This window comes from Streptomyces blattellae (assembly GCF_009709555.1).
Lineage (GTDB): Bacteria > Actinomycetota > Actinomycetes > Streptomycetales > Streptomycetaceae > Streptomyces > Streptomyces blattellae.
Genome location: NZ_WJBG01000123.1, coordinates 41,607 through 60,119, shown reverse-complemented (window position 1 = coordinate 60,119; position 18,513 = coordinate 41,607). Strand labels below are relative to the sequence as shown.

General features: G+C 69.3%; 17 protein-coding genes and 2 pseudogenes. 2 read left to right on the top strand and 17 right to left on the bottom strand.

Annotated elements, in window-relative coordinates:
• Nucleotides 1-341: 341 nt before the first annotated feature.
• Nucleotides 342-563 (bottom strand): annotated as a pseudogene (locus GFH49_RS11205) (site-specific integrase); the annotation flags it as partial.
• A 186-nt stretch (nt 564-749) separates the two neighbouring features.
• Between GFH49_RS11205 and GFH49_RS11200 the strand changes: the two are divergent.
• Nucleotides 750-1,382, top strand: coding sequence for a class I SAM-dependent methyltransferase (locus GFH49_RS11200; RefSeq protein ID WP_155055711.1), 633 nt, complete (start codon nt 750-752; stop codon nt 1,380-1,382).
• A 38-nt stretch (nt 1,383-1,420) separates the two neighbouring features.
• Here GFH49_RS11200 and GFH49_RS11195 read toward each other — a convergent pair whose 3' ends face one another.
• The 7 genes from GFH49_RS11195 to GFH49_RS11165 all read right to left on the bottom strand — a co-directional run bounded on the left by GFH49_RS11195 (nt 1,421) and on the right by GFH49_RS11165 (nt 9,240).
• On the bottom strand, nt 1,421-1,882 hold the full coding sequence (locus GFH49_RS11195; protein ID WP_155055686.1) for a hypothetical protein: 462 nt from the start codon (nt 1,880-1,882) through the stop codon (nt 1,421-1,423).
• A 67-nt stretch (nt 1,883-1,949) separates the two neighbouring features.
• A complete protein-coding gene (locus tag GFH49_RS11190) occupies nt 1,950-2,705 on the bottom strand; it encodes a leucine-rich repeat domain-containing protein (RefSeq protein WP_155055685.1) in 756 nt (251 codons plus the stop codon).
• Nucleotides 2,702-4,915 (bottom strand): site-specific integrase, encoded by a 2,214-nt coding sequence (locus tag GFH49_RS11185; protein ID WP_155055684.1) that lies wholly within the window; start codon nt 4,913-4,915, stop codon nt 2,702-2,704. The genes GFH49_RS11190 and GFH49_RS11185 overlap by 4 nt, the downstream gene beginning before the upstream one ends.
• A gap of 4 nt (nt 4,916-4,919) precedes the next feature.
• Complete coding sequence (locus GFH49_RS11180) at nt 4,920-6,638, bottom strand: hypothetical protein (protein ID WP_230396239.1); 1,719 nt, start codon at nt 6,636-6,638, stop codon at nt 4,920-4,922.
• A gap of 1 nt (nt 6,639) precedes the next feature.
• Nucleotides 6,640-8,112: a site-specific integrase gene (locus GFH49_RS11175; RefSeq protein ID WP_155055683.1), complete on the bottom strand. Its 1,473-nt coding sequence runs from the start codon at nt 8,110-8,112 to the stop codon at nt 6,640-6,642.
• Nucleotides 8,113-8,264: 152 nt separating this feature from the next.
• On the bottom strand, nt 8,265-8,900 hold the full coding sequence (locus GFH49_RS11170) for a site-specific integrase (protein ID WP_230396238.1): 636 nt from the start codon (nt 8,898-8,900) through the stop codon (nt 8,265-8,267).
• A 187-nt stretch (nt 8,901-9,087) separates the two neighbouring features.
• Nucleotides 9,088-9,240 carry a hypothetical protein gene (locus GFH49_RS11165; protein ID WP_155055682.1) on the bottom strand — a complete coding sequence of 51 codons (153 nt, stop codon included), beginning with the start codon at nt 9,238-9,240 and terminating at the stop codon, nt 9,088-9,090.
• 101 nt (nt 9,241-9,341) lie between these two features.
• On the opposite strand from GFH49_RS11165, the gene GFH49_RS11160 reads away from it, so the two are divergent.
• The gene (locus GFH49_RS11160) at nt 9,342-9,545 is read left to right on the top strand and encodes a lipopolysaccharide assembly protein LapA domain-containing protein (RefSeq protein WP_155055681.1); all 204 of its coding nucleotides are present in this window, start codon (nt 9,342-9,344) and stop codon (nt 9,543-9,545) included.
• 6 nt (nt 9,546-9,551) lie between these two features.
• On the opposite strand, the gene GFH49_RS11155 is transcribed toward GFH49_RS11160, so the two are convergent.
• The 9 genes and pseudogenes from GFH49_RS11155 to GFH49_RS11115 form a co-directional block, all read right to left on the bottom strand.
• A complete protein-coding gene (locus tag GFH49_RS11155) occupies nt 9,552-10,562 on the bottom strand; it encodes an aldo/keto reductase (protein ID WP_155055680.1) in 1,011 nt (336 codons plus the stop codon).
• Nucleotides 10,563-10,855: 293 nt separating this feature from the next.
• A pseudogene (locus tag GFH49_RS11150) lies at nt 10,856-11,133 on the bottom strand (diguanylate cyclase domain-containing protein); the annotation flags it as partial.
• A complete protein-coding gene (locus GFH49_RS11145; protein WP_155055679.1) occupies nt 11,130-11,873 on the bottom strand; it encodes a DUF2637 domain-containing protein in 744 nt (247 codons plus the stop codon). The gene GFH49_RS11145 and the pseudogene GFH49_RS11150, both read right to left, overlap by 4 nt.
• Nucleotides 11,874-12,008: 135 nt before the next feature.
• The gene (locus GFH49_RS11140) at nt 12,009-12,686 is read right to left on the bottom strand and encodes a response regulator (RefSeq protein ID WP_155055678.1); all 678 of its coding nucleotides are present in this window, start codon (nt 12,684-12,686) and stop codon (nt 12,009-12,011) included.
• Nucleotides 12,683-14,038, bottom strand: a complete 1,356-nt coding sequence (locus GFH49_RS11135; RefSeq protein WP_155055677.1) for a sensor histidine kinase — start codon at nt 14,036-14,038, stop codon at nt 12,683-12,685. Before GFH49_RS11135 ends, GFH49_RS11140 begins: the two co-directional genes overlap by 4 nt.
• A gap of 110 nt (nt 14,039-14,148) precedes the next feature.
• Nucleotides 14,149-15,018: an ABC transporter permease gene (locus GFH49_RS11130; RefSeq protein ID WP_408055897.1), complete on the bottom strand. Its 870-nt coding sequence runs from the start codon at nt 15,016-15,018 to the stop codon at nt 14,149-14,151.
• Nucleotides 15,015-15,950, bottom strand: coding sequence for an ABC transporter ATP-binding protein (locus tag GFH49_RS11125; protein WP_155055676.1), 936 nt, complete (start codon nt 15,948-15,950; stop codon nt 15,015-15,017). Before GFH49_RS11125 ends, GFH49_RS11130 begins: the two co-directional genes overlap by 4 nt.
• Before the next feature lie 756 nt (nt 15,951-16,706).
• Nucleotides 16,707-17,417 (bottom strand): GtrA domain-containing protein, encoded by a 711-nt coding sequence (locus tag GFH49_RS41195; protein ID WP_155055675.1) that lies wholly within the window; start codon nt 17,415-17,417, stop codon nt 16,707-16,709.
• Between the two features lie 480 nt (nt 17,418-17,897).
• Nucleotides 17,898-18,371: an ATP-binding protein gene (locus GFH49_RS11115; protein WP_155055674.1), complete on the bottom strand. Its 474-nt coding sequence runs from the start codon at nt 18,369-18,371 to the stop codon at nt 17,898-17,900.
• Nucleotides 18,372-18,513: the final 142 nt, after the last annotated feature.

Genomic DNA, 18,513 nt, shown 5'->3' with positions numbered 1-18,513 from the left:
AGCACCAACGACTCGAAAGGGCTATGCGGCAGGTGATCTCTGCTGCGCATCCACCTCCGCATCGCACGACACTGCGAGGCGTTGCTCCCGCCGGGAGCCATCTGGGAGCCAATCCGCTCCCCGAGCCCCTTCGAGGGCACGCGAGACCACGACAGTCCGACGCCCTGACCAGGGAAAACACCACTCGCGCTGGCAAGATCACCAACCGAACCTCATTCGGGACGAAGAGGTCGTGGGTTCAAATCCCGCCACCCCGACGCTGGTCAGAGGGCCATTCGCGTGATCGCGAATGGCCCTCTGTCATGCTCGGGGGGCCAGAACAGGGGGCCAAACGAATTTGATCAGGCCACTGCGTCGCCCTCTTCCTCGCCCTCCGTGTCCTCCCCTTCCTGATCTTCGGCGAAGATGTCGTTCATCGCTTCGGCACCTTGCGTGATCACGGGCCGGAGCTGCTTGCGGTAGACCGCTTCCGTGGTCGCTTGGCTGCTGTGACCGACCAGGAGGGCGATCCGCTCCAGGGGGATGCCGTGGTCGGAGAGCAGGGAGACGAAGCTGTGCCTTGTGTCCGCAGAGGCCGTGTGCGGTCGGGTGCGTGTTGCCATTGAGCAGGTTCGCTGCCGGCGCCGCGTTCGCGACGATGACAGCGGCCTGTGTTGCATTCCGGACCCGCCGGCGTGACGCAGATCACCGCAAGGGTCTTGATGGTGGATGGTGAGGCCGGGTGCGTCGGCTGTGGCAGGGTCGGGGCCATGCCTTTTGATCACAACGACCACTATCACCGTCTGCTGTTGCGCCAGGTGCCGCGGAACTGCGGTGCGGCACTGGATGTGGGGTGCGGGACCGGTCAGTTCGCGCGTCGGCTCGCTCACCTGGGCATAGAGGTCGATGCGATCGATCCGTCGGAGGAGGCCATCGCGGAGGCTCGCGCGCTGTCCGGCCGGATGACCGGCGACCGGAGTCCGCGCTTCCAGCACGCGGACGTGACTGGAGTCGAACTTCCCAAGGCGCACTACGACTTCATCTCGTGCCTCGCCAGCATTCACCACATGCCGTTCGACACCGTCGCCGCATTGCGTGACGCTTGCGCGCCCGGCGGGGTCCTCGTGATCTTGGGGTGCTATCCGGAGAAGACCCGGCTCGACTGGGCCTGGAGCCTGGCAGCTGTGCCCGTCAACGCCGTCGCCAGGCTGGCTGTCGCCGTGAGGGACAAACTCCGCTCTGTCTCTGCTGCGACTGGTCGGGAAGGGGTGCAGGCGCCGGTGAGACAGCCGGCCATGCCCCTGGCCGAGATCCGCCGGGAAGCTGCGGTGCTGCTGCCCGGATGCAACATCCGCAGGCTCCTCTTCTGGCGCTATCTGCTCGTCTTTCGCAACCACGGCTGACGGGACCACGTGGTGTTTCCCCTCTGCTCCGCCCCGCATCAACTGCAGGTCCCGATCACCGTGGTCCGCGGAGCGGGAAGGCGGCTGACTCGGTTTGTCCCTGCAGCGGCTTGACGGAGCCGAACGATCTCCTCGTGCTGTGCGGCCAGCCGGGCCAGGGCCTGGCTGCGGAAGTCGCTGAGCTCTTCGACTGTCTCTTCCGACCGGGCCAGCCGTTCCCGGAGCTTGGTGTTCTCTGCCTTCAGCCGGGTGATCTGGGCTTCGCGAGGATCGGGGATCTCGCCGGTCTCGCGCATGGCGTCCAGACGTCGCTCGAACTCGACGCGGAGGTGTGCGTAGGGGCGGGTGCCGTAGAAGGCCGTGCGGTCGACGCCCGCTTCGCGGGCGAGGGTCTTGACATCGCACTTTCCGCCGGGCGGGAGCTGTCCGCGCAGGAGACGGTCCATGGCGGCCCGGACGCGATTCTCGTTCTCGGCCCGCTGGGCTGCGCTGATCCTCATGGTGACTCCTGTTGCGGCCGGATGCGGTGGTCTGTCTCGTGAAGGTGGTGCCGAGGTGGGGGCTGGATCACTTCAGGACAACGCACCCACGTTGGACCAGGTCGTCGAGGAGTCGCGGGGCGGGCTCGATGTCGTTCCAGCGGAGGTCCAGTTTCTCCAGTGAGGGCATCCGGGCGAGCCAGCCGGGCAGCTTCTTGACGCGGTTGGCACGTAGATCGAGGTGCCGGAGCAAAGGGATCTCGGCCAGGGGCTCCGGAATCTCGGTCAGCGCATTTTCGCGAAGGTCCAGGTGACGCAGTTGCGTGAGTCCGGCGGCGGATTCCGGTAGACGTTGAAGGGCGTTTCCGCGGAGCCACAACTCTCGCAGCTGCGACAGGCTGCCGATCGTGTCGGGGAGCCTGGCCAGGTGGTTGTGCTGTGCTCGCAACTCGACGAGGTAGCGCATGTTGCCGATGGTTTCCGGGAGTTCGGTGAGGCCGTTTTCGCTGACGTTGAGGTAGCGCAACTGCGTCAGTCGTCCCAGCGACTCGGGGAGCTCTGCCAAGTGGTTGTCGTGCAGGTAGAGGAAGTCGGTGAGTGCTGCCAACTCGCCCAGTTCGTTGGGCACCGTGGTGAGCGCGTTGTGCCCCAGGTCCAGCGTGTGCAGGCGCTGCAGAGATCCGATCTTGGGCGAGATCGTCGTCAGCCCATTGTCCGCGAGAATCAAGATCTCCAGGTCGGTCCGCAGCCAAACCGACTCCGGCACCTCTCCGAGACCGTGCCGCCATAGATTCAATGCTTGTGCCACGGTATTGCCCCCAATTTCGTTCTCGATCTTGCTCATTCTGGTTGGGATTGTCCCGCGGCGTCGATCTCGGCGACGACGCGGAGAGCCCGGTCGTGGTCGGCTTGGAGCCGGTTGCGTTCGATCTTGCGCGTGGTGCCGAGCTGCCCGATGAACGTCTCGGTGCGTTCGGCGTGCTCGGCCCAGACGGGGCGGTGGCAGGAGTGGTGCGTGGCCTGCGGGCAGCGGGCGGAGTCACACATCCCGACCAGCGGTCTGTCGGCGGTGGGAGTGCCGGCCAGCTTGAGGCAGAGCGCCCGGGACGGGTCGGTGAACCAGCAGTAATTCGCCGGGCCGAGGTGGAGGACCTTGGCGCGTTTGGTCAGCAGGTTGAGCACGTCGCGGTCGTTGCGCTGGGTCTTCGGGGCCGAGGCTGAGACTGCGTCGAGCTGGGCGTCGATGCTGGCGAAGAACGTGGTGAGTTCGCGTGCTCCGGGGCCGGCGGGGAGGCTGCCCTGCTGGTAGTTGCGGAACTCGTCCAGGACGAGCTGGAGGTTGCGGTCGCTTTCGTGCTTGTTGACCTCGGCAAGCAGTTCTGCTTGCGCGCCGCCGGGGCGGGAGCTGTAGCCCTCGGTGGTCGCGACGGCGATGTGCTTGAGGTGGATCTTGGTCGCGAGGACGCCGCCGGGGCGGTAGGCCATCTCCAGCGCGAGGGTCCGTCGCAGGCGCCGCAGAGTGACCGGTCCGGTGGGGATCGGGGCCAGGCCGAGTCGTTGTCCGGCCTGGGAGTTGACCCAGTTCCGGAACCAGCGGTAACGGACGTCGAAGGCGAACCGCCCCAGGAGTGTGGCGCCTTCGCGTCGGTCGGGGTGAAGCTGTTCGATCAGCTCGACAGCGCGGTATGCGGGCTCGATGACCACCCACTCGTCGACGATGCCGCCAAGTTCCTGTCCCTTGATCACCTTGCTGACCAGCCGGTAACGGGTCAGGCCGGGGGCCTGTTCCTCCGGAGGACGGCGGCAGCCGACCGTCAGCTCCATGAGCTCGCTGGAACGCATCCCGGAAACCGCCGCCAGGACGATCACCGCGGCGGTGCGGACGATGCCGACCAGGGCGACCGCCTGAAGCCGGTGCAGCGGCAGCGTCCAGGGCACCGCCTCGTTGTCGTCCGCCGCCGCGACGCTGGCGGCATTGCGCCCGAATTCTCTGTCCGCTCCGACCTTCGCCAGACTCTCCTCCAGCGGCTCACGCAGGGTGGCCAGCCACCGTGAGCTGAACTGGCTGAGCCCGGCCCGGCGGGCGAGGAGGTCAAGAGAGACATGCACCAGCGGATCGTTGGCCGCCCAGCCCTTGGCGATTCGGTCGGCAACGTGGCGGTCCGGGAGCAGGGGGAGGGGATCGTTCGTCCTCTCGTGTTCGGCGAGCAACGCGGTGATCTTCGCCTCTGGGTGCTGGGTTGGGGGCTTGCGCCCATGACGGCTGCTGGCTTTGCGGGCATAGCGGACACCGATGCGATCAGCTTCCCGGATGTCTTCGGCGAGCGTGACCGCGTGCGGGCCGAGAGCGGACAGCAGGTAAAGGGCGGCGGCCAGGACCGGCTGCAGCACGCTGTCCTCGACGGGCTGAGTCTTGTTCTCGTCCCGGCCGTTGGGCATCTCGGCGACGGCGGAGGCGGTGGCGCCTTTCCAGGGGACAAGATCGTCGCTGGGCCGGTCGGCGGTGAACAGTTCGCGGTAGTTGACCAGGTCGATGGGGACCAGGGCGGCGGCTCGCCGGACAGCCGGGCTCTGGCTGCCGACCACGGTGCCGTGCTCGTCGAGCACGTAGCGCCGGTGGGCCAGGTATGCCTCGCAGCACCTGGCATCCACCTGGGTGAGAGAAGAGGTGAGGCCCTGGTCGGCGAGCCAGTGGAAGAAGCGGCTGAGCTCGGCGAGCCGGCCTGCGCAGGTCCGCAGGTGCAATGCGGTGCGGTAGGCGCGGGGCAGGGGTGCGACTGCCGGATGCCGGGGTGCCAGCAGCGCGAGTACGAGTTCCTTGGCGACCAGCCTCCACCTCGGGTCCGTGATCGCGGTGAAGCCGAAGCGCCGTTGGTGCAGCGGCATCTGTACCGGCAGTCCGATCACGTCGGTGAAGTCCCATAGGTCGTCGTCGAAGATCGGTCGGCGGGTCCCGGCGGGCAGGTCGAAGCCCGCCTCTCGGCAGATGTCCGCGCCGCCGAAGGGAGACTCATCGCCCACGCTGTGAAAGGCCGCGGTGCCAGCGGTGGTCATGCGGTCAGCTCCTCGGGGCGCAGAGGCAGTTCGTCGTCCTTGTCGCGGACGTGGGCGGCGGCTTCGGCCAGCAGGACGGGGTCGAAGCGGTCCAGGACCTGCTGAATGCGGGTGGCGTAGGGGCCGAAGACGGCCATGAAGTGGGCGGCGGGCATCTGTGCCACTGCCTGGAGAAGAACGCCTTCAGCCGCAGCAGGTTCGCGGCATGCCGCGGGGCGAACACCGCCAGCGGGCAGAGCAGGCAGACCCAGGGGCGGGCCGGACACGGCTTGCCCTTCGGACCGTGCAGCCCGGACAGCTGGTCGCCGCAGGCGGCGGTGAATACATCCCGCTGCCCGCCGGTCAACTCGGCGAGTGCGGCGTTGTCCAGCTCCATGGCGGCCACGACTTCGGGGTAGTCCTGGGCCAGGGCGGCGGCGTCCTCGTCGGTGAGGACGGTGGGCGGGTGAGCGCGTCTGAGCAGGTCGTGCTGGGCGTCCTCGACGATGGCCTCGACGGCCGTGCGTTGGGCCGGTGTGGTGGCGCTCAGGTAGTGGTCGCCCTCGACGGCAGGAGTGTGGTTCGGATCGATGATGGCCCGTGCGCTGCCTGTCCAGGTGCGCTTGTCGCGCATCGCGTGATGGGTGGTGCGGATCCGGGACCGGTGGATCTTCAGCGGTTTGCCTTCGGCGTCGACGATGCCGTGACGTCGGGCCCATGCCTGCCGGGAGACGCTGGTGACCTTCCGTGCGGCCAGGGCCGCATTTCCCGGCCGTGCCAGGCAGAGCCAGAGCCGTTCCCGGTCTCCGGGCGGCATGAAGCTCCGCAGCAGCGCGGAGTGGGCGAGCCACTGTTCCAGCAGACGCACGGCCCGACGCGGGAGGTTCAGGCTCTCGGCGGCGGTGCGGCCCTTGACGTAGGACAGCAGGATCGAGGCGTCGCCGGCCCAGTCGATGTCGCCGACACCGAGATCGTCGATGCCGTCGGGCACGATGCCGGAGTAGATGCCGAACAGCAGCCGGTAGGCGAGCGTCACGTCCAGGTGAGGGAAGAGGCCCTGGACAGCGTCGTGGAAGGGGCCGACGCCGATGCGTTTGTGGAGGGCGTCAAAGGTCACGCCGATAGCTCGGGCGAAGTCTGGGGTGCCGATCGGGCCGGTCCGTGACAGCAGCCAGCAGAAGTTCTCCGCTGTCCACCCTGCTTCGGCGGGGTGCCGTCCGCGGGAGGCGGCGGCCAGTGCCCGGCGGTGGTCGGCGTACGACTCCTTGGTCAGCGTGCGGCAGACGCTGGTGAGCCGGTCCCACTCGGCCTCGTCGTAGGGCGGCAGGGGCTTGCGGTAGGGCTGCGGGTGGTAGTTCCGGCCGTTCGCGAGATCCTCCACCCCCGGCACGAGCGTCCCTCCGACCGCGGCGAAACCCAGGACCATGTGCCGGGTCAGGGCCTCACGTCCCCTGGAAGCGCCCATCCAGTACTCGGCGAGCATGCCGCGGCTCAGCTGTCCAAGACCACCGGAGAACCCCCGGTCCGCGAGGGTCCGCACCATGTGCCGGGCGGCGCTGGTGTAGTGCTGCATGCTGCCGGCGGCGTCCACGGTTCCGTGCGGGTGGACCAGCTCGGCCAGGCCGACGGCCAGGTCCCAGGCCAGCTGCGGGTTGGGCAGGCCATCCAGGGAGAGCTTCGCGCGCCTGCCGTCGCTGAAGACGCAGTCCAGGCCAAGCGGTTCGTCGACAAGCGTGGCCGGCATCTCAGGCACCTCCGGCCACGACGACGTCGGCGAACTCTGCCGCGGCCTCGTGTTCGGCCTCCGTGTCCTCGGTCAAGCCGGCCGCCGCCCCTGCGGCCTCGTATGCCTCCCGGTAAATGCGGGTGGTGTCCAGGCGACGGAGGTACTTTTCCGTGACGAGTACGGTGCTGTGTCCAAGCAAGTCACGCAGGACCAGCAGCGGGTCGGCCTTGGAGAGGTAGAACACAAGAGCAGCGTCTGCGTCCGTCTCCGTCACGATGCTCGCGGCCTGCCGATAGTGCCCGGTGACCAGGTACTCCAGTGTCCTCATCGAAAACGTATGACGGAGCCGATGGGGCCAGACGTGCGGGAAACGCGGCTCGAACCGGGCCCGGATCCGGTCCGATGTGCGCTCGAAGACCGTCGCCCAGGCGGTGAACGGGCCGCCGCCGTTCTTCACCGCCAACAGGCACGAGCCCCCGTCCGGCGCGACCAGCCGCCGCCTCTCGGCCGGCGTCAGCGACGCCCACGGCCTCCGAACACCGTTGATCAGCCCGCCCCGGGCGTCCGGCTCGGACACCATCAGCGGCTCGCCCCACCGTCGCGGCGGCCGCCACCGCGTCCCCTCCGCCGTGGCCGCCCGGTCCAGCTCCAGATAGTCGTGCACCGCAGCGAGGACCTCGAAGGAGATCCAGGTGGTGCGCAACTTCCTTCCCTTGGTGATTGCGGCCGGCACCGGGAAGGGGATCGGCACCGCGGTCGGCGCGGGCGGCGGGGCGGGGATCTCCCACGGCAGCAGATAGGTGAACTCCTGCAGCCGCAGCCCCGTGGCCAGTGCCAGGTCCCCGATGGCAGCGTTCCGGGTCATCTCCCGGCCGTGGAACCCGGTGTCCTGCGAGCCGTCCGGGGCCAGCCCACGCAGCCCCTTGCGGAACAACTCGGTGAAGTCCGGCTCCAGGTACTTGATTGTCACGTGCGGCTTCGGCGTGCGGCGCACCGCCAGATTCACCTTGACCTCCCGGCCGGTCCCGGCGAACAGGGCCCGTGCGGAGCGGTAGGTGAACGGCTCCGCCGTCGCGTACCCGTCGTTGATCGCCCACCGGTAGAACAACGACAGGATGCTCATGTGCTGGCCCCACGTCGTCGCCGCGAACCGGGCCTTCAGCGGGCCCGCGGCCCGGTGCTCGGCGTACCGGCTCAGCCCCGCCTTCAACCGCTCCCGCAAGTCGAACAGGCCCACTCCGTGTACCGCCAGGAACTCCATCCACTCTTTGAGGACTCGCGCGTAGTTCTCCCACGAGCTCGGCGCGGGCGCCCCGCTGGCCGGGAGCTCACGCAGCCACCGGTTCACCACCGCCGTCGGGCGCAGCGCGGCCGGACCGTCCTCGAAGCGCAGATCGCCGTCGACGAGCACGGGCATCCCCTCGGGAATCAACGGCCGATGCTCGACTTCCCAGGACTCCCAGCCCCGGGACGAGAAGAAGCTCAGGATCATGGGCGCTGACAGTAGAAACACCACACGGCTCAGCGCAAAGCCCAAACACCCAGGCCACCGGCCCAGTTGGAGCCAATCGCCACACGGAAACTAAGCAGAGACAATGTGGCGGAGCTCCCGCGGCGTCCACTCAGGCTTCAGTCCAGCCTTCTTCACGATGGCCTTGAAGTCCCGCCGGACGTTCGCCGCGTCGAGCGGCTCGCCGCTCCGGGTCGTGAAGACCCGGCCGTTCGGGCTCCACTCCTCCCTCTCGATGCCCGCTCCTGCTTCTGCCATCGCATGTGCTCTTCGAGGACTTCGACGACCTGTTTCGGCAGAGCGATGGTCCGGCGGCTCTTCCTGGCCTTGGTCTCGCCGTGCTTGCGCACCGACCGCCACACCGCGACGTGAGGCGGGATACCGTCCGTGGTCTCCAGGAAGACGGAATCCCAGGTGAGAGGCCTCGCCTCTTCCGTGCGCACACCGCTGAGAAGCGAGAGCACGAGGTAGGCGTACAGCCGCGACGGACGCGCGGCGGTGAGCACGGCTTTCGCCTGCTCCAGGTTCAGTGCCTTGCTCGGACGGCCAGGGCGCCCCTCCGGTGCGGTGACGAGTAGGGCGACGTTCCGCGCGGCCTTGTCCCTGCGCTGAGCATGCGCGATGGAGCGGCGCAGGATGGCGAGCAGGTCACGCAGGCTCCGCGTCGCGAGGAATTCGGCCCTGTCGTCCAACCAGTCGTCGACATCGTCCGCGCTGAGTTCCTTCAGCTTGGCCTTGCCGATGAACGGGATCAGGTGCTTGTTCGCCATCGAGCGGTTCTTGCCGATGGTGCCCGTCTGCTCGGCTCGGCAAGCGCCGCATCGGCCCGCTCGCGCGCGACGCGGGCCGCACCGCCGGCCCGCCACGTGTAGAAGCTGGAGCGGGCCACCTCCAGCACCTGACACAACCGCTTCACGCCCCAGGCGCGGAGGTGGTCCTCAATGGACTGGCAGCGGTTCACCAGGTCATCTCTTGTGCGAAAAACTTCGTCGCCTTGCGCAGGATGTCCCGTTCGGTGGCCGGTTTCTGGTTCTCCTCGCGCACGGTCTTCAGCTCCGCGCGCAGGGCCGCCATCTCGGCCTCCAGATCCTGCCTCGTGGCCTCGCTCACCGGGACGTCCTTCGGTGCTCGTGGCGCCGCTTGGACCGCGGCGCGTCCGCTCGGCCCGCACCCAGTTGCGCAGCGTTTCCCACCCAACTCAGGAGCAGTCGGTGGACGTCAGCTTCTTCGGCGCCCACGGGCACGTTCCGCTGCGCGTGGCCCTGCTGCTGGCCGCGGTGGCGGGCATCCTGCTCTCCGCGCTTGCGGGCAGCGCGCGGATCATGCAGTTGCGCGCTGCCGCCCGCAAGCACCACCGGGCCGGTCACAGGGCTGTGAAGGCCGAGGCCAAGGACTCGTCGAAGGCCCGGCTGTAGCGCGGACTACCGGGAGCCCGCCACAGGCCGCTGCTTGTAGAAGGACTCCTCCAGGTAGGCGGCCTCGTGCGGCTGATAGGGCTCCTCCAAGTAGTCGGCCTCGTCGTCGTCGAGTTCGACGTCCACCGCGGCGACCGCGTCGGCCAGCTGGGCCGGCTTGGTGACCCCGACGATGGGCGAGGTCACCGCCGGGTTGCGCATGACCCAGGCCAGGGCAACCTGGGCTGGCGACAGACCCCGCTTGTTCGCGATCTCGTGGACACGCTCGGCCACTGCCTGGTCCCCGTCGCGGTAGAGGATCTTGCCGCCCTCGTCGGTCTCGGCACGCACCGTGGCAGTGTCCCGGGCCCGCGTCAGCTTGCCCCGCGCCAGGGGGCTCCACGGGATCACGCCGATGCCCTGGTCGGCGCAGAGCGGGAGCATCTCCCGCTCTGCTTCCCGATGGATGAGGTTGTAGTGGTCCTGCATCGACACGAACCGGGTCCAGCCGTTCAGGTCAGCCAGGTACAGGGCCTTGGCGAACTGCCAGGCGTACATGGAAGAGGCTCCGATGTAGCGGACCTTCCCGGACTTGACCGCGTCGTGCAGCGCCTCAAGGGTTTCCTCGATCGGGGTGTCGTAGTCCCAGCGGTGGATCTGGTACAGGTCGATGTAGTCGGTCCCCAGTCGCTTCAGGGAAGCGTCGAGCTCGGCGAAGATCGCCTTGCGGGACAGCCCGGCGCCGTTCGGACCGGGGCGCATCCGCATCCAGACCTTGGTGGAGAGAACGACCTCCTCGCGCCGGGTGAAGTCCTTGACCGCCTGACCGACGATCTCCTCGCTGCTTCCGGCGCTGTACCCATTGGCCGTGTCGAGGAAGTTGACACCGCTCTCAAGGGCCTGCTTGATGATGTCCCGGCTGGCGTCCGCGCCCAGCGACCAGGGCTCGCCGCCCCGGTCCGGCTCGCCGAAGCTCATGCAGCCGAGGGTGATGGCGGAGACTTCCAGTCCGGTCGTCCCGAGTTTGATGTATCGCATGCTTCGGAACCTAGGAGTTGGAGTGCGCTCTGACGCAAATACGTCTCGGCCCGGGATTCGGAAGCGTGGGGCATGTGCGCCCCGTCAGGTTTCGATCGTTTCGGCGGAAGTACCAGAGCACCCAGTGGTAGCGAGTAACGGCACTACTCAGCCTCCCGACGGCAAACCGCCCTTGCGGGTCCGTCGCCACGACCGATCATCGCTCGATCACCAAGAGATTCCCCTGGTCCGGGCGGCGGTATCGCGGCGCTCGCGACGGCGCCCCTACCCGCGGCATTTCTTGGTTCAGAGAAGAACTCATCGCCCCCGAGCCGCCCGGCAACCCCGGACCGGCCCCGTGCCCGTGGGTGTCGTTGATGTGCTTGAACTTGTCGACGTCGGCCAGCACCACGACGGCGCGCGGGTCCTTCAGCAGGGCCGTGGCGCGGCGGGTGAAGCCGTCGCGGGTCCGTAACCCGGTGAGCGGGTCACGCCGGGCGGTGTCCAGGCAGCCTCGCAGCCACCGCACATGGACCGCCCACCCGGCGGCGAGCGGCAGCGCGGACAGCAAAGCCGTGGTCGGCGTGTTCACGCTGCCACCCCCTCGGCGCCGTCGCCGGACGCGTCCGGCTCGGGGTTGTCGACGGGGTGCAGGACGCGCCCGCTGGCCCGCTCGGCGAGCAGGGCGTCACGCACCTGCCGGGCGGGACGCGAGCCGCAGTGCAGTTCCTTGCGCAGTGCCTCGGCGTTGATCTGGGCGTCCGTCCAGTCGGCCGTGACCGTGCGCGCCTCGGCGAGCAGTTCGGCGGTCGTGCGCTGCGCCGTCTTGGTCTTGCCCGTCGTCGGCCGCATGCGCGGCGGCTTCGGTGCCTCGCTCTTCGGCTTCTCGGGTGCCTGCTCCGGCTTCGGGCTGACTGGCACGTCGTCGCCGGCGGGGGTGAGTTCTCCGGTGCGCAGCATCACGCGCTCGCGCCGCGGGGTCTTCCAACGCCACTTCCAGCCGTACCGCTCGTGCAGGTCTGCACGTGCCAACAGCCGTTCCCGCTCGCAGGCGAGCGCCCGGCTGTAGGAGGTGACCTCCCACAGCGTCATGCGCCGCCACAGCGCGAACGTGGACAGCGGGGCCAGGAACCAGCGAGAGAACCGGATCTTTTCCATACGGCAGCCGGTCGCGGCGCCGATCCGGACGGCGTAGATGTGCGCGCCGATCTCGCAGAACACCACCCACAGCAGCGGCATCGTGCCGTGCGCGACCTTGGCCCACACGTCGTGTCCGGCGGCGATATTGAGCCCGCAGGTGACCAGGGTGAGCACCCGCATCGTCTTCGACATGCCGTCGAGGGGGGCCGTGCAGAGGAACGCCCGACGCTCGTCGTCGGCGTGCAGGCGTGCAGGCGTGCAGGCGTGCAGGCGTGCAGGCGTGCAGGCGTGCAGGCGTGCAGGCAGGCGTCGCAGGTCTCCCGCGGGTCAGTCGGGGGCGCTCGGGCGGGCGAGCCCCAAGTCGTAGGCGAGGATGACGGCCTGGATGCGGTCGCGGGCGTCCAGCTTCGCCAGGACACGGCCCACATACGTCTTCACGGTGGACTCGGACAGCACGAGACGCTCGGCTATCTCACCGTTGGTCCAGCCCTGACCGATGGCGACGAAGATCTCACGCTCGCGTTCGGTCAGCGAACGAACCCTGGGGTCGTCATCCGGGGCGCGGTTCGGCGACGCGTGGGGCAGGTGCTGGGCGTAGGCGTCCAGCAGCCGGCGGGTGAGTGCCGGGGCGATGACGGCGTCGCCCCCCGCGACCGCGCGGATCCCGGCCAGGAGTTCGTCCGGCTGGGCGTCCTTGAGGAGGAAGCCGCTGGCTCCCGCGCGCAGCGCCGCGTGCGCGTACTCGTCCAGGTCGAACGTGGTCAGGACGAGGACGCGGGAGCGGCCCCCGGAGGCGACGACGCGGCGGGTGGCCTCGATGCCGTCCATGCCGGGCATCCGGATGTCCATGAGGATCACGTCCGGGCGGAGCTCGGCGGCCATGCGGACGGCTTCGCCGCCGTGTTCCGCCTCACCGACGACCTCGGTGTCGGGGGAGCTTTCGAGGAGCAGCCGGAAGCCGAAGCGCTGCAGTGCCTGGTCGTCCACGATGAGCACGGTGGTCAAGCCACACCGCCCGCGCGGGAAGTGGAAGTGTGGGAAAGACCGGTGAGCGGAGTGAGGTCGAGGACGGCCCGCACCCCCCATCCTCCGCCGGGGACGGGTCCCGCGGTGACGGTCCCGTTGTAGAGGGCTGCGCGTTCTCTCATGCCGGTGAGACCTTGTCCGTGGCCGTGGGGCGATCCGGGCGGGGTGGATCCCGCACCCGGGCCGGTGTCCTGGACTTCGATGCGCAGTTCCATGTCCTCAGCTGTCACCGTAACGTCGATCCGCGTGTCGTTGCCTGCGTGCTTGAGGGCGTTGGTGAGCGCTTCCTGGACAATACGATATACGGTCAACTGGACACCGCGGTCCGGGTTGTCCAACTGGCCACTGGTGCGGTAGACGACGTTGGGACCGGCGGCGCGGATACGGGCGCACAGCGCGCTGATGTCCACGATGCGGGGCTGTGGGCTGAGCTGGGTGGCGTCGGGGTCGTGATGGCTGTCGCGGAGTATGCCGAGCGTGCGGCGCAGTTCGCCCAGTGCCTGGCGCCCGGTGTCACCGATCATGAGCAGGGCCTGCTTGCCGCGTTCGGGGGTCATGTCGGCCGCCCGTGCGCCGCCGTCGGCGAGAGTGATCATGACGGAGAGGTTGTGGCCGACGATGTCGTGCATCTCGCGGGCGACCCGGGTGCGCTCGGCGGCGGCGGCCAGCTGACTGCGCTGGTCGCGTTCGATCTCCAGGCGGGCCGCGCGGTCGTGCAGGGCTGCGACATGGGCTCGGCGGACGCGGACGAAGAGACCCAGCGCGGCCGCGGCGATGATGGTGGTGCACAGGAAGAACAGCCCGTCCACGATCGACACCTCGTCCGGCAACCGCAGGACGATCAGCACCATGGGCACCACCAGCACGGCGGAGGCCACGGGCAGTTGGCGTGGCCGGCCGCGCAGCGCGAGGTTGGCGAGGGCGATCAGCACGGCCACGCCGACCCGCAGCCAGACACCCAGGACGCACTGGACGATGAACACCGCGGCGATCACGGCGAAGGCCAGACCCGGCCTTCTGCGCCGCCACAGCAAGGGCAGCAGCTGTCCCGCCTGCAGGACGACCAGCCACGGCCAGGGCAGGTGGGTGAAGGAGAACTCGCCGCTGTCCCGCAGGTTTTCCTGGTACACCAGGTCGGGCACGCACAGCCAGGGAATCAGGACGACGAGCAGACCTGCGTCCAGCAGTCGCGGATGCTTCCGGTCGATCTCCCTGAGGCGCTGTCTGATCTGGGAGACCCGTCTGACCACCGGGTGGTCCCAGGTGGCCGCTGTTCCTGCCGGTGACGGGTAGGAGACCGTCTCCGGCAGGGCGGTGTCGTCCGTGCTCATGGCTGTCACCTGTCCATCGTGGCTCAACATTGCTCAACCTGACCCAAAGCGGCCGGGCGGCACGGTCGCCGACCAGGTCGGTACCGCGCCGCCCGTGCGGAGGGGTCGCGTCACACGTCCGTACGCTTCAGACGGTACGCGGCACCCGCCAGTGCGAGCGCCGTCCAGCCGAGCAGGACCAGGAGGCCGGCGGTGGGCGAAAGGGTAGCCGCGTCGTGGGTCAGCGCGTACATCGACTCACCCGCGCTGCTGGGCAGGTACTTGCTGACCTCGTCCTCCCACGAGTTGGGCAGCAGCGAGGTCAGGCCGGGCACCAGCAGCAGCACGCCGACCAGGACGGCGATACCGCCCGCGACGGAGCGGAACAGCGCACCCAGCGCGGTACCGATGACGGCGATCAGGCCGAGGTACAGGCCGGCGCCCAGCAGGCCGCGCAGGACGCCGTCGTCGGACAGCGAGAGTTCCGCCGCCGTGCCGGACACCAGCTCGCTCACGATCGGGAAGGTGACGAAGGCGCCGATGGTACCGACGGCGAGGGCGACCGCGCCGAACACCGCCGACTTCGACCACAGCACCGGCAGTCGGCGCGGGACCGCGGCGAGTGTGGAGCGGATCATGCCGGTGGAGTACTCACCGGCGGTGACCAGCACGCCCAGGATGCCGATCGCCAGCTGCGCGAAGGCCAGGCCGAACAGGGAGAGGCCCAGGGCGGTGCTGTCGCTCAGGTCGTCGTTGGGGCCACCGCCGGATTCGTACTGTGAGGCGGCGATGACGCCGAAGGCGATCACGAACGCCAGACCCAGGCCCAGGGTGATCCAGGTGGAGCGGAGCGTCCATAGCTTGGACCACTCCGAGCGCAGGACCCTGAGGCCGGTGACCTTGTACCGCGGACGTGCGTGCTGTGGGGCCGCGGGCGAGGTCTCGGTCGTGGTGTGGGTCGTGTTCTGCGGCGTGCTGTGGGTCGCGGTCATCGTGGTCATGCTGCACTCCCAAGGGTGTCGGTGATGGTGGCGCCGTGGTACTCGACGGCGTCGTGGGTGAGTTCCATGAACGCCTGCTCCAGGGAGACGGTCCTGGAGCCGAGCTCGAACAGGGGGATGCCGTACTCGGCGGCCTTGAGGCCGATGGCACGCGCGGACAGGCCGCTCACGTGCAGGTGCTCGGAGCCGATCTCACCGCTGATCTCGACGCCGGGGCCGGAGAGGATCTCGCGCAGGCGGGCGGGCTGGCCGCTGGCCACGGTCACGGCGTCGCCGCCGTGCTTGCGCACCAGGTCCTGCACGGTGGTGTCGGCCAGCAGACGTCCGCGTCCGACGATGATCAGGTGGTCCGCGACCAGCGCCATCTCACTCATGAGGTGGGAGGAGACGAAGACGGTACGGCCCTCTTGGGCAAGTCCGGTGAGCAGGTTGCGGATCCACAGCACACCGTCGGGGTCCAGACCGTTGACCGGTTCGTCGAGCATGACGGTGGCGGGATCACCCAGCAGCGCCCCGGCGATACCCAGCCGCTGGCCCATGCCGAGCGAGAAGGCGCCGGCGCGCTTCTTGGCCACCGCCTGCAGCCCGGTCAGCTCGATGACCTCCTCCACCCGGCGGCGCGGAATGCCGTGGGTGTGGGCCTGCGCCATCAGGTGGTCGAACGCGGACCGGCCCGGATGGATCGACTTGGCCTCCAGGAGCGCGCCGATCTCCTGCAACGGCGCCGAGTGCCGGTCGTAGCGCTTGCCGTTGACCTTCACACTGCCGCTGGACGGCGCGTCCAGTCCGACGATCATCCGCATGGTGGTCGACTTGCCGGCGCCGTTCGGTCCGAGGAATCCGGTGACGGTGCCGGGCTTGACGACGAAGTCCAGGCGGTCGACCGCCGTCTTCTCGCCGTACCGCTTCGTCAGCTGCTGTGCCTCGATCATGGTCGCTACCTCGCGTTCGTTAAGGGCCCCTACCGGGCTTCGTCTTCCGCACCACAAACGCTATGAGTTCCGCGACCTCGAATCCTGGTACCCAGGAGAGCAATGGTGCGGGGGCGGTGGTACCGCGGTACCACCTGAAATGAAGCGCCGGTACCGGCCCCGGCCCTCGCTCGCCGCGGCCGGCCGCGCCCGGGAAACGGCGCAGCGCGCCCGGCCCTCGTGAACGGCGGTGCAGGGTGCCCCCCACCATGCGGCGAGCAGGGCGGTGCAGGGTGCCTCCCACCATGTGGTGACCGGAGAAGGACCTGTCACGGATGCTCGTTACTCCCCGCTGACCTGCGACTTGTGCGGCCGTGATGACAGGTCCGGCTCCTGCGCGGGAACGGCCGGGCGCCCGTTTCCCGGCCCCCGGCCCGCGGCTGCCGCACGCATCATCGTCTTCCGCGCCGTCGCGACGTGTGAGGACCCCGTTCGACGCGAGCGCTATTGGTTACTCCAGCGGTGCCGGACCACCCGTGCGCGGAGTGTGACGGTTCTCAGAATCAGAAAACTGTCACACTCCGCGCACCACATACCGACGGCCCGCGGCCTCAGCCACCCGTCGACACCACCCGCGGCCTCAGGTGGTCCCCGGCGTCCAGGACCCTTTGTCCACACCGACACCGACACCGACACCGACACCGGCACCGGCACCGGCACCGGCCACCCGAACGCGAGTCGGCGGGGTCCCCGGCACGGCCCCGCGGTCCGGTCCGGTCAGCCCGGCACCGGGCACGTCACGCCGGCGGAGGCGACCGGTGCGCTCGTAGCCAGGCTCATCGTCCTCGAAGTCGAGTACCGGCCCGGCACACGCAGCAGGCGGGCTGAGGTACCGCACCAGCGGGCTGACCTGGTGGACAGCGCGACGCCGGCTTCGGCGGGCGTCTTGTCGATGCCGGAACCGGTCAGCGTCAGCGCGCCGAGGCCGTTCGTCACGCGGAGCGGGCTCTGCGCCCGCGCCTCGGTGGTCTTCCGGCGGTCGGCGAAGACGACCAGGCGCAGCAGCAGGAAGCGTCCGATTCCGGCGAGACCGGAGGCGCCGAGGTAGACGGCCTGCTGCCAGAGCGCCCCGGCGGACGGCTGCAGCGCGTCGAGTACGAGCATCGCGGTGGTGGTCACCGCATACGCGGCGGTGGCCGTTCCCGCGGACTCCAGGTGCTGGCGCCATCCGGCACGCTGCCCGGTCCGGAAGGTGATGCGTGCGTGGAGTTCCGTGCACAGAAGGGTCGTGACGACTGTGATCAGCGCGTTCGCCACGGCCATGGGCATCAGCTCGGCCGCCCACGGCAGCACGGCACTGGCGGCGACGGTGACTCCGCCACCGCACAGGACGAACCGGGCGAAGGAGGCGAGGGGGCCGAGAGCGCCCGGCGCCGGACGCGCGTCGCCGTCGGTCCGGCTCGGCTCAGTGCGCTGTGACCCGATCATCGTCTCCCCCTGCGTCAGGGGAGCGATCTCCCCTCCTGGGCTTCATCTCCTGTCACGCTAGGAGTCGGCGGACCGGAAACCGTGGTACCCGAGGGGGCAATGAGGGGGTACCCGTGGTACCGCGGTACGACGGCTCCCGGCCCGCGGGGGCAGGTCGTGCGCGGAGCCGGACGGTCAGGGCCGCGTCGAACCGCCCGGTTCTCCCGGCAGGTCCAGCCATGAGCCGTTGACGCCTACCCGAGGTGTGAAGTGGGCGGTGGCGTCCCGCAGCCCCGTGCGGACCTCCCGCCGCAGGGTCGCACCAGTTGTTCGGTGGCCGGCTCGGCCCACGCCTCGTCGAGCCCCCGGTCGGACCCGCACGCCGGGCAGGTTTACGCGTACGTCGTCGAGTACGGCGACAGCCTCGCGCAGTCGGTCCACGAGGCCATGCCGACCGCGCCGAGGTCGGTACGGTCAGCGCCGCGGTCGCGCGCGGTTCCCTCAGACGGGCATCTCCGCCCACACCGTTTTGCCCAGCGGGTGACGCGGCGCCGAACCCCAGCGCACGGCCAGGGCGTCCACCAGGAGCAGCCCTCGGCCCGACTCGCCCTCAGGAGCCGACGAAGGCGGGGCCGCGGGTGGCCGTTTCGCCGTGGCCGCGTCCGCGACCTCGACGCGAACCAGGCCTGCCGCCCTGTCGAGAGCGAGTCGGAGGCCGAAGTCCCGTCCGGGCACACGGCCGTGCCGCACGGCGTTCGCGGCGAGTTCGGCGACGACGAGGGCGACCGCGCACGACGCGTCCGACTGCGACGGATACCCCCACTCCTCCATGCGCCGTACGGCGAGCCGCCGGGCCAGTCGCGCACCTCGTGGAGAAGACGCGAACTGTGCGACAAGCGGCGGCAGTTCGCTCTGTGCGTCGGTGAGGGCACCACGCCCCGGTTCATCCGCCGGGACGGTCGTTTCTGTCAGCACGGCGTGTTCCGTCCTTCTCCGTCGAGCAGGGAGATGTCGCACGATGTGCGCGAGCCATCACGTTCCGCACTCCAGAGTCGTCCGACCGCCCTACGCTCAACAGGTGACGCAGCCTTACTTTTCGACCCGTAAGGAACGGAAG

What these genes read in the sequence shown, in the direction of transcription:
- GFH49_RS11200 (WP_155055711.1), top strand. Translation starts at nt 750, where the DNA reads ATGCCTTTTGATCACAACGACCACTATCACCGTCTGCTGTTGCGCCAG.
- GFH49_RS11195 (WP_155055686.1), bottom strand. Translation starts at nt 1,882, where the DNA reads ATGAGGATCAGCGCAGCCCAGCGGGCCGAGAACGAGAATCGCGTCCGG.
- GFH49_RS11190 (WP_155055685.1), bottom strand. Translation starts at nt 2,705, where the DNA reads ATGAGCAAGATCGAGAACGAAATTGGGGGCAATACCGTGGCACAAGCA.
- GFH49_RS11185 (WP_155055684.1), bottom strand. Translation starts at nt 4,915, where the DNA reads ATGACCACCGCTGGCACCGCGGCCTTTCACAGCGTGGGCGATGAGTCT.
- GFH49_RS11180 (WP_230396239.1), bottom strand. Translation starts at nt 6,638, where the DNA reads ATGCCGGCCACGCTTGTCGACGAACCGCTTGGCCTGGACTGCGTCTTC.
- GFH49_RS11175 (WP_155055683.1), bottom strand. Translation starts at nt 8,112, where the DNA reads ATGATCCTGAGCTTCTTCTCGTCCCGGGGCTGGGAGTCCTGGGAAGTC.
- GFH49_RS11170 (WP_230396238.1), bottom strand. Translation starts at nt 8,900, where the DNA reads ATGGCGAACAAGCACCTGATCCCGTTCATCGGCAAGGCCAAGCTGAAG.
- GFH49_RS11155 (WP_155055680.1), bottom strand. Translation starts at nt 10,562, where the DNA reads ATGCGATACATCAAACTCGGGACGACCGGACTGGAAGTCTCCGCCATC.
- GFH49_RS11145 (WP_155055679.1), bottom strand. Translation starts at nt 11,873, where the DNA reads ATGTCGAAGACGATGCGGGTGCTCACCCTGGTCACCTGCGGGCTCAAT.
- GFH49_RS11135 (WP_155055677.1), bottom strand. Translation starts at nt 14,038, where the DNA reads ATGAGCACGGACGACACCGCCCTGCCGGAGACGGTCTCCTACCCGTCA.
- GFH49_RS11130 (WP_408055897.1), bottom strand. Translation starts at nt 15,018, where the DNA reads ATGACCACGATGACCGCGACCCACAGCACGCCGCAGAACACGACCCAC.
- GFH49_RS11125 (WP_155055676.1), bottom strand. Translation starts at nt 15,950, where the DNA reads ATGATCGAGGCACAGCAGCTGACGAAGCGGTACGGCGAGAAGACGGCG.
- GFH49_RS41195 (WP_155055675.1), bottom strand. Translation starts at nt 17,417, where the DNA reads ATGATCGGGTCACAGCGCACTGAGCCGAGCCGGACCGACGGCGACGCG.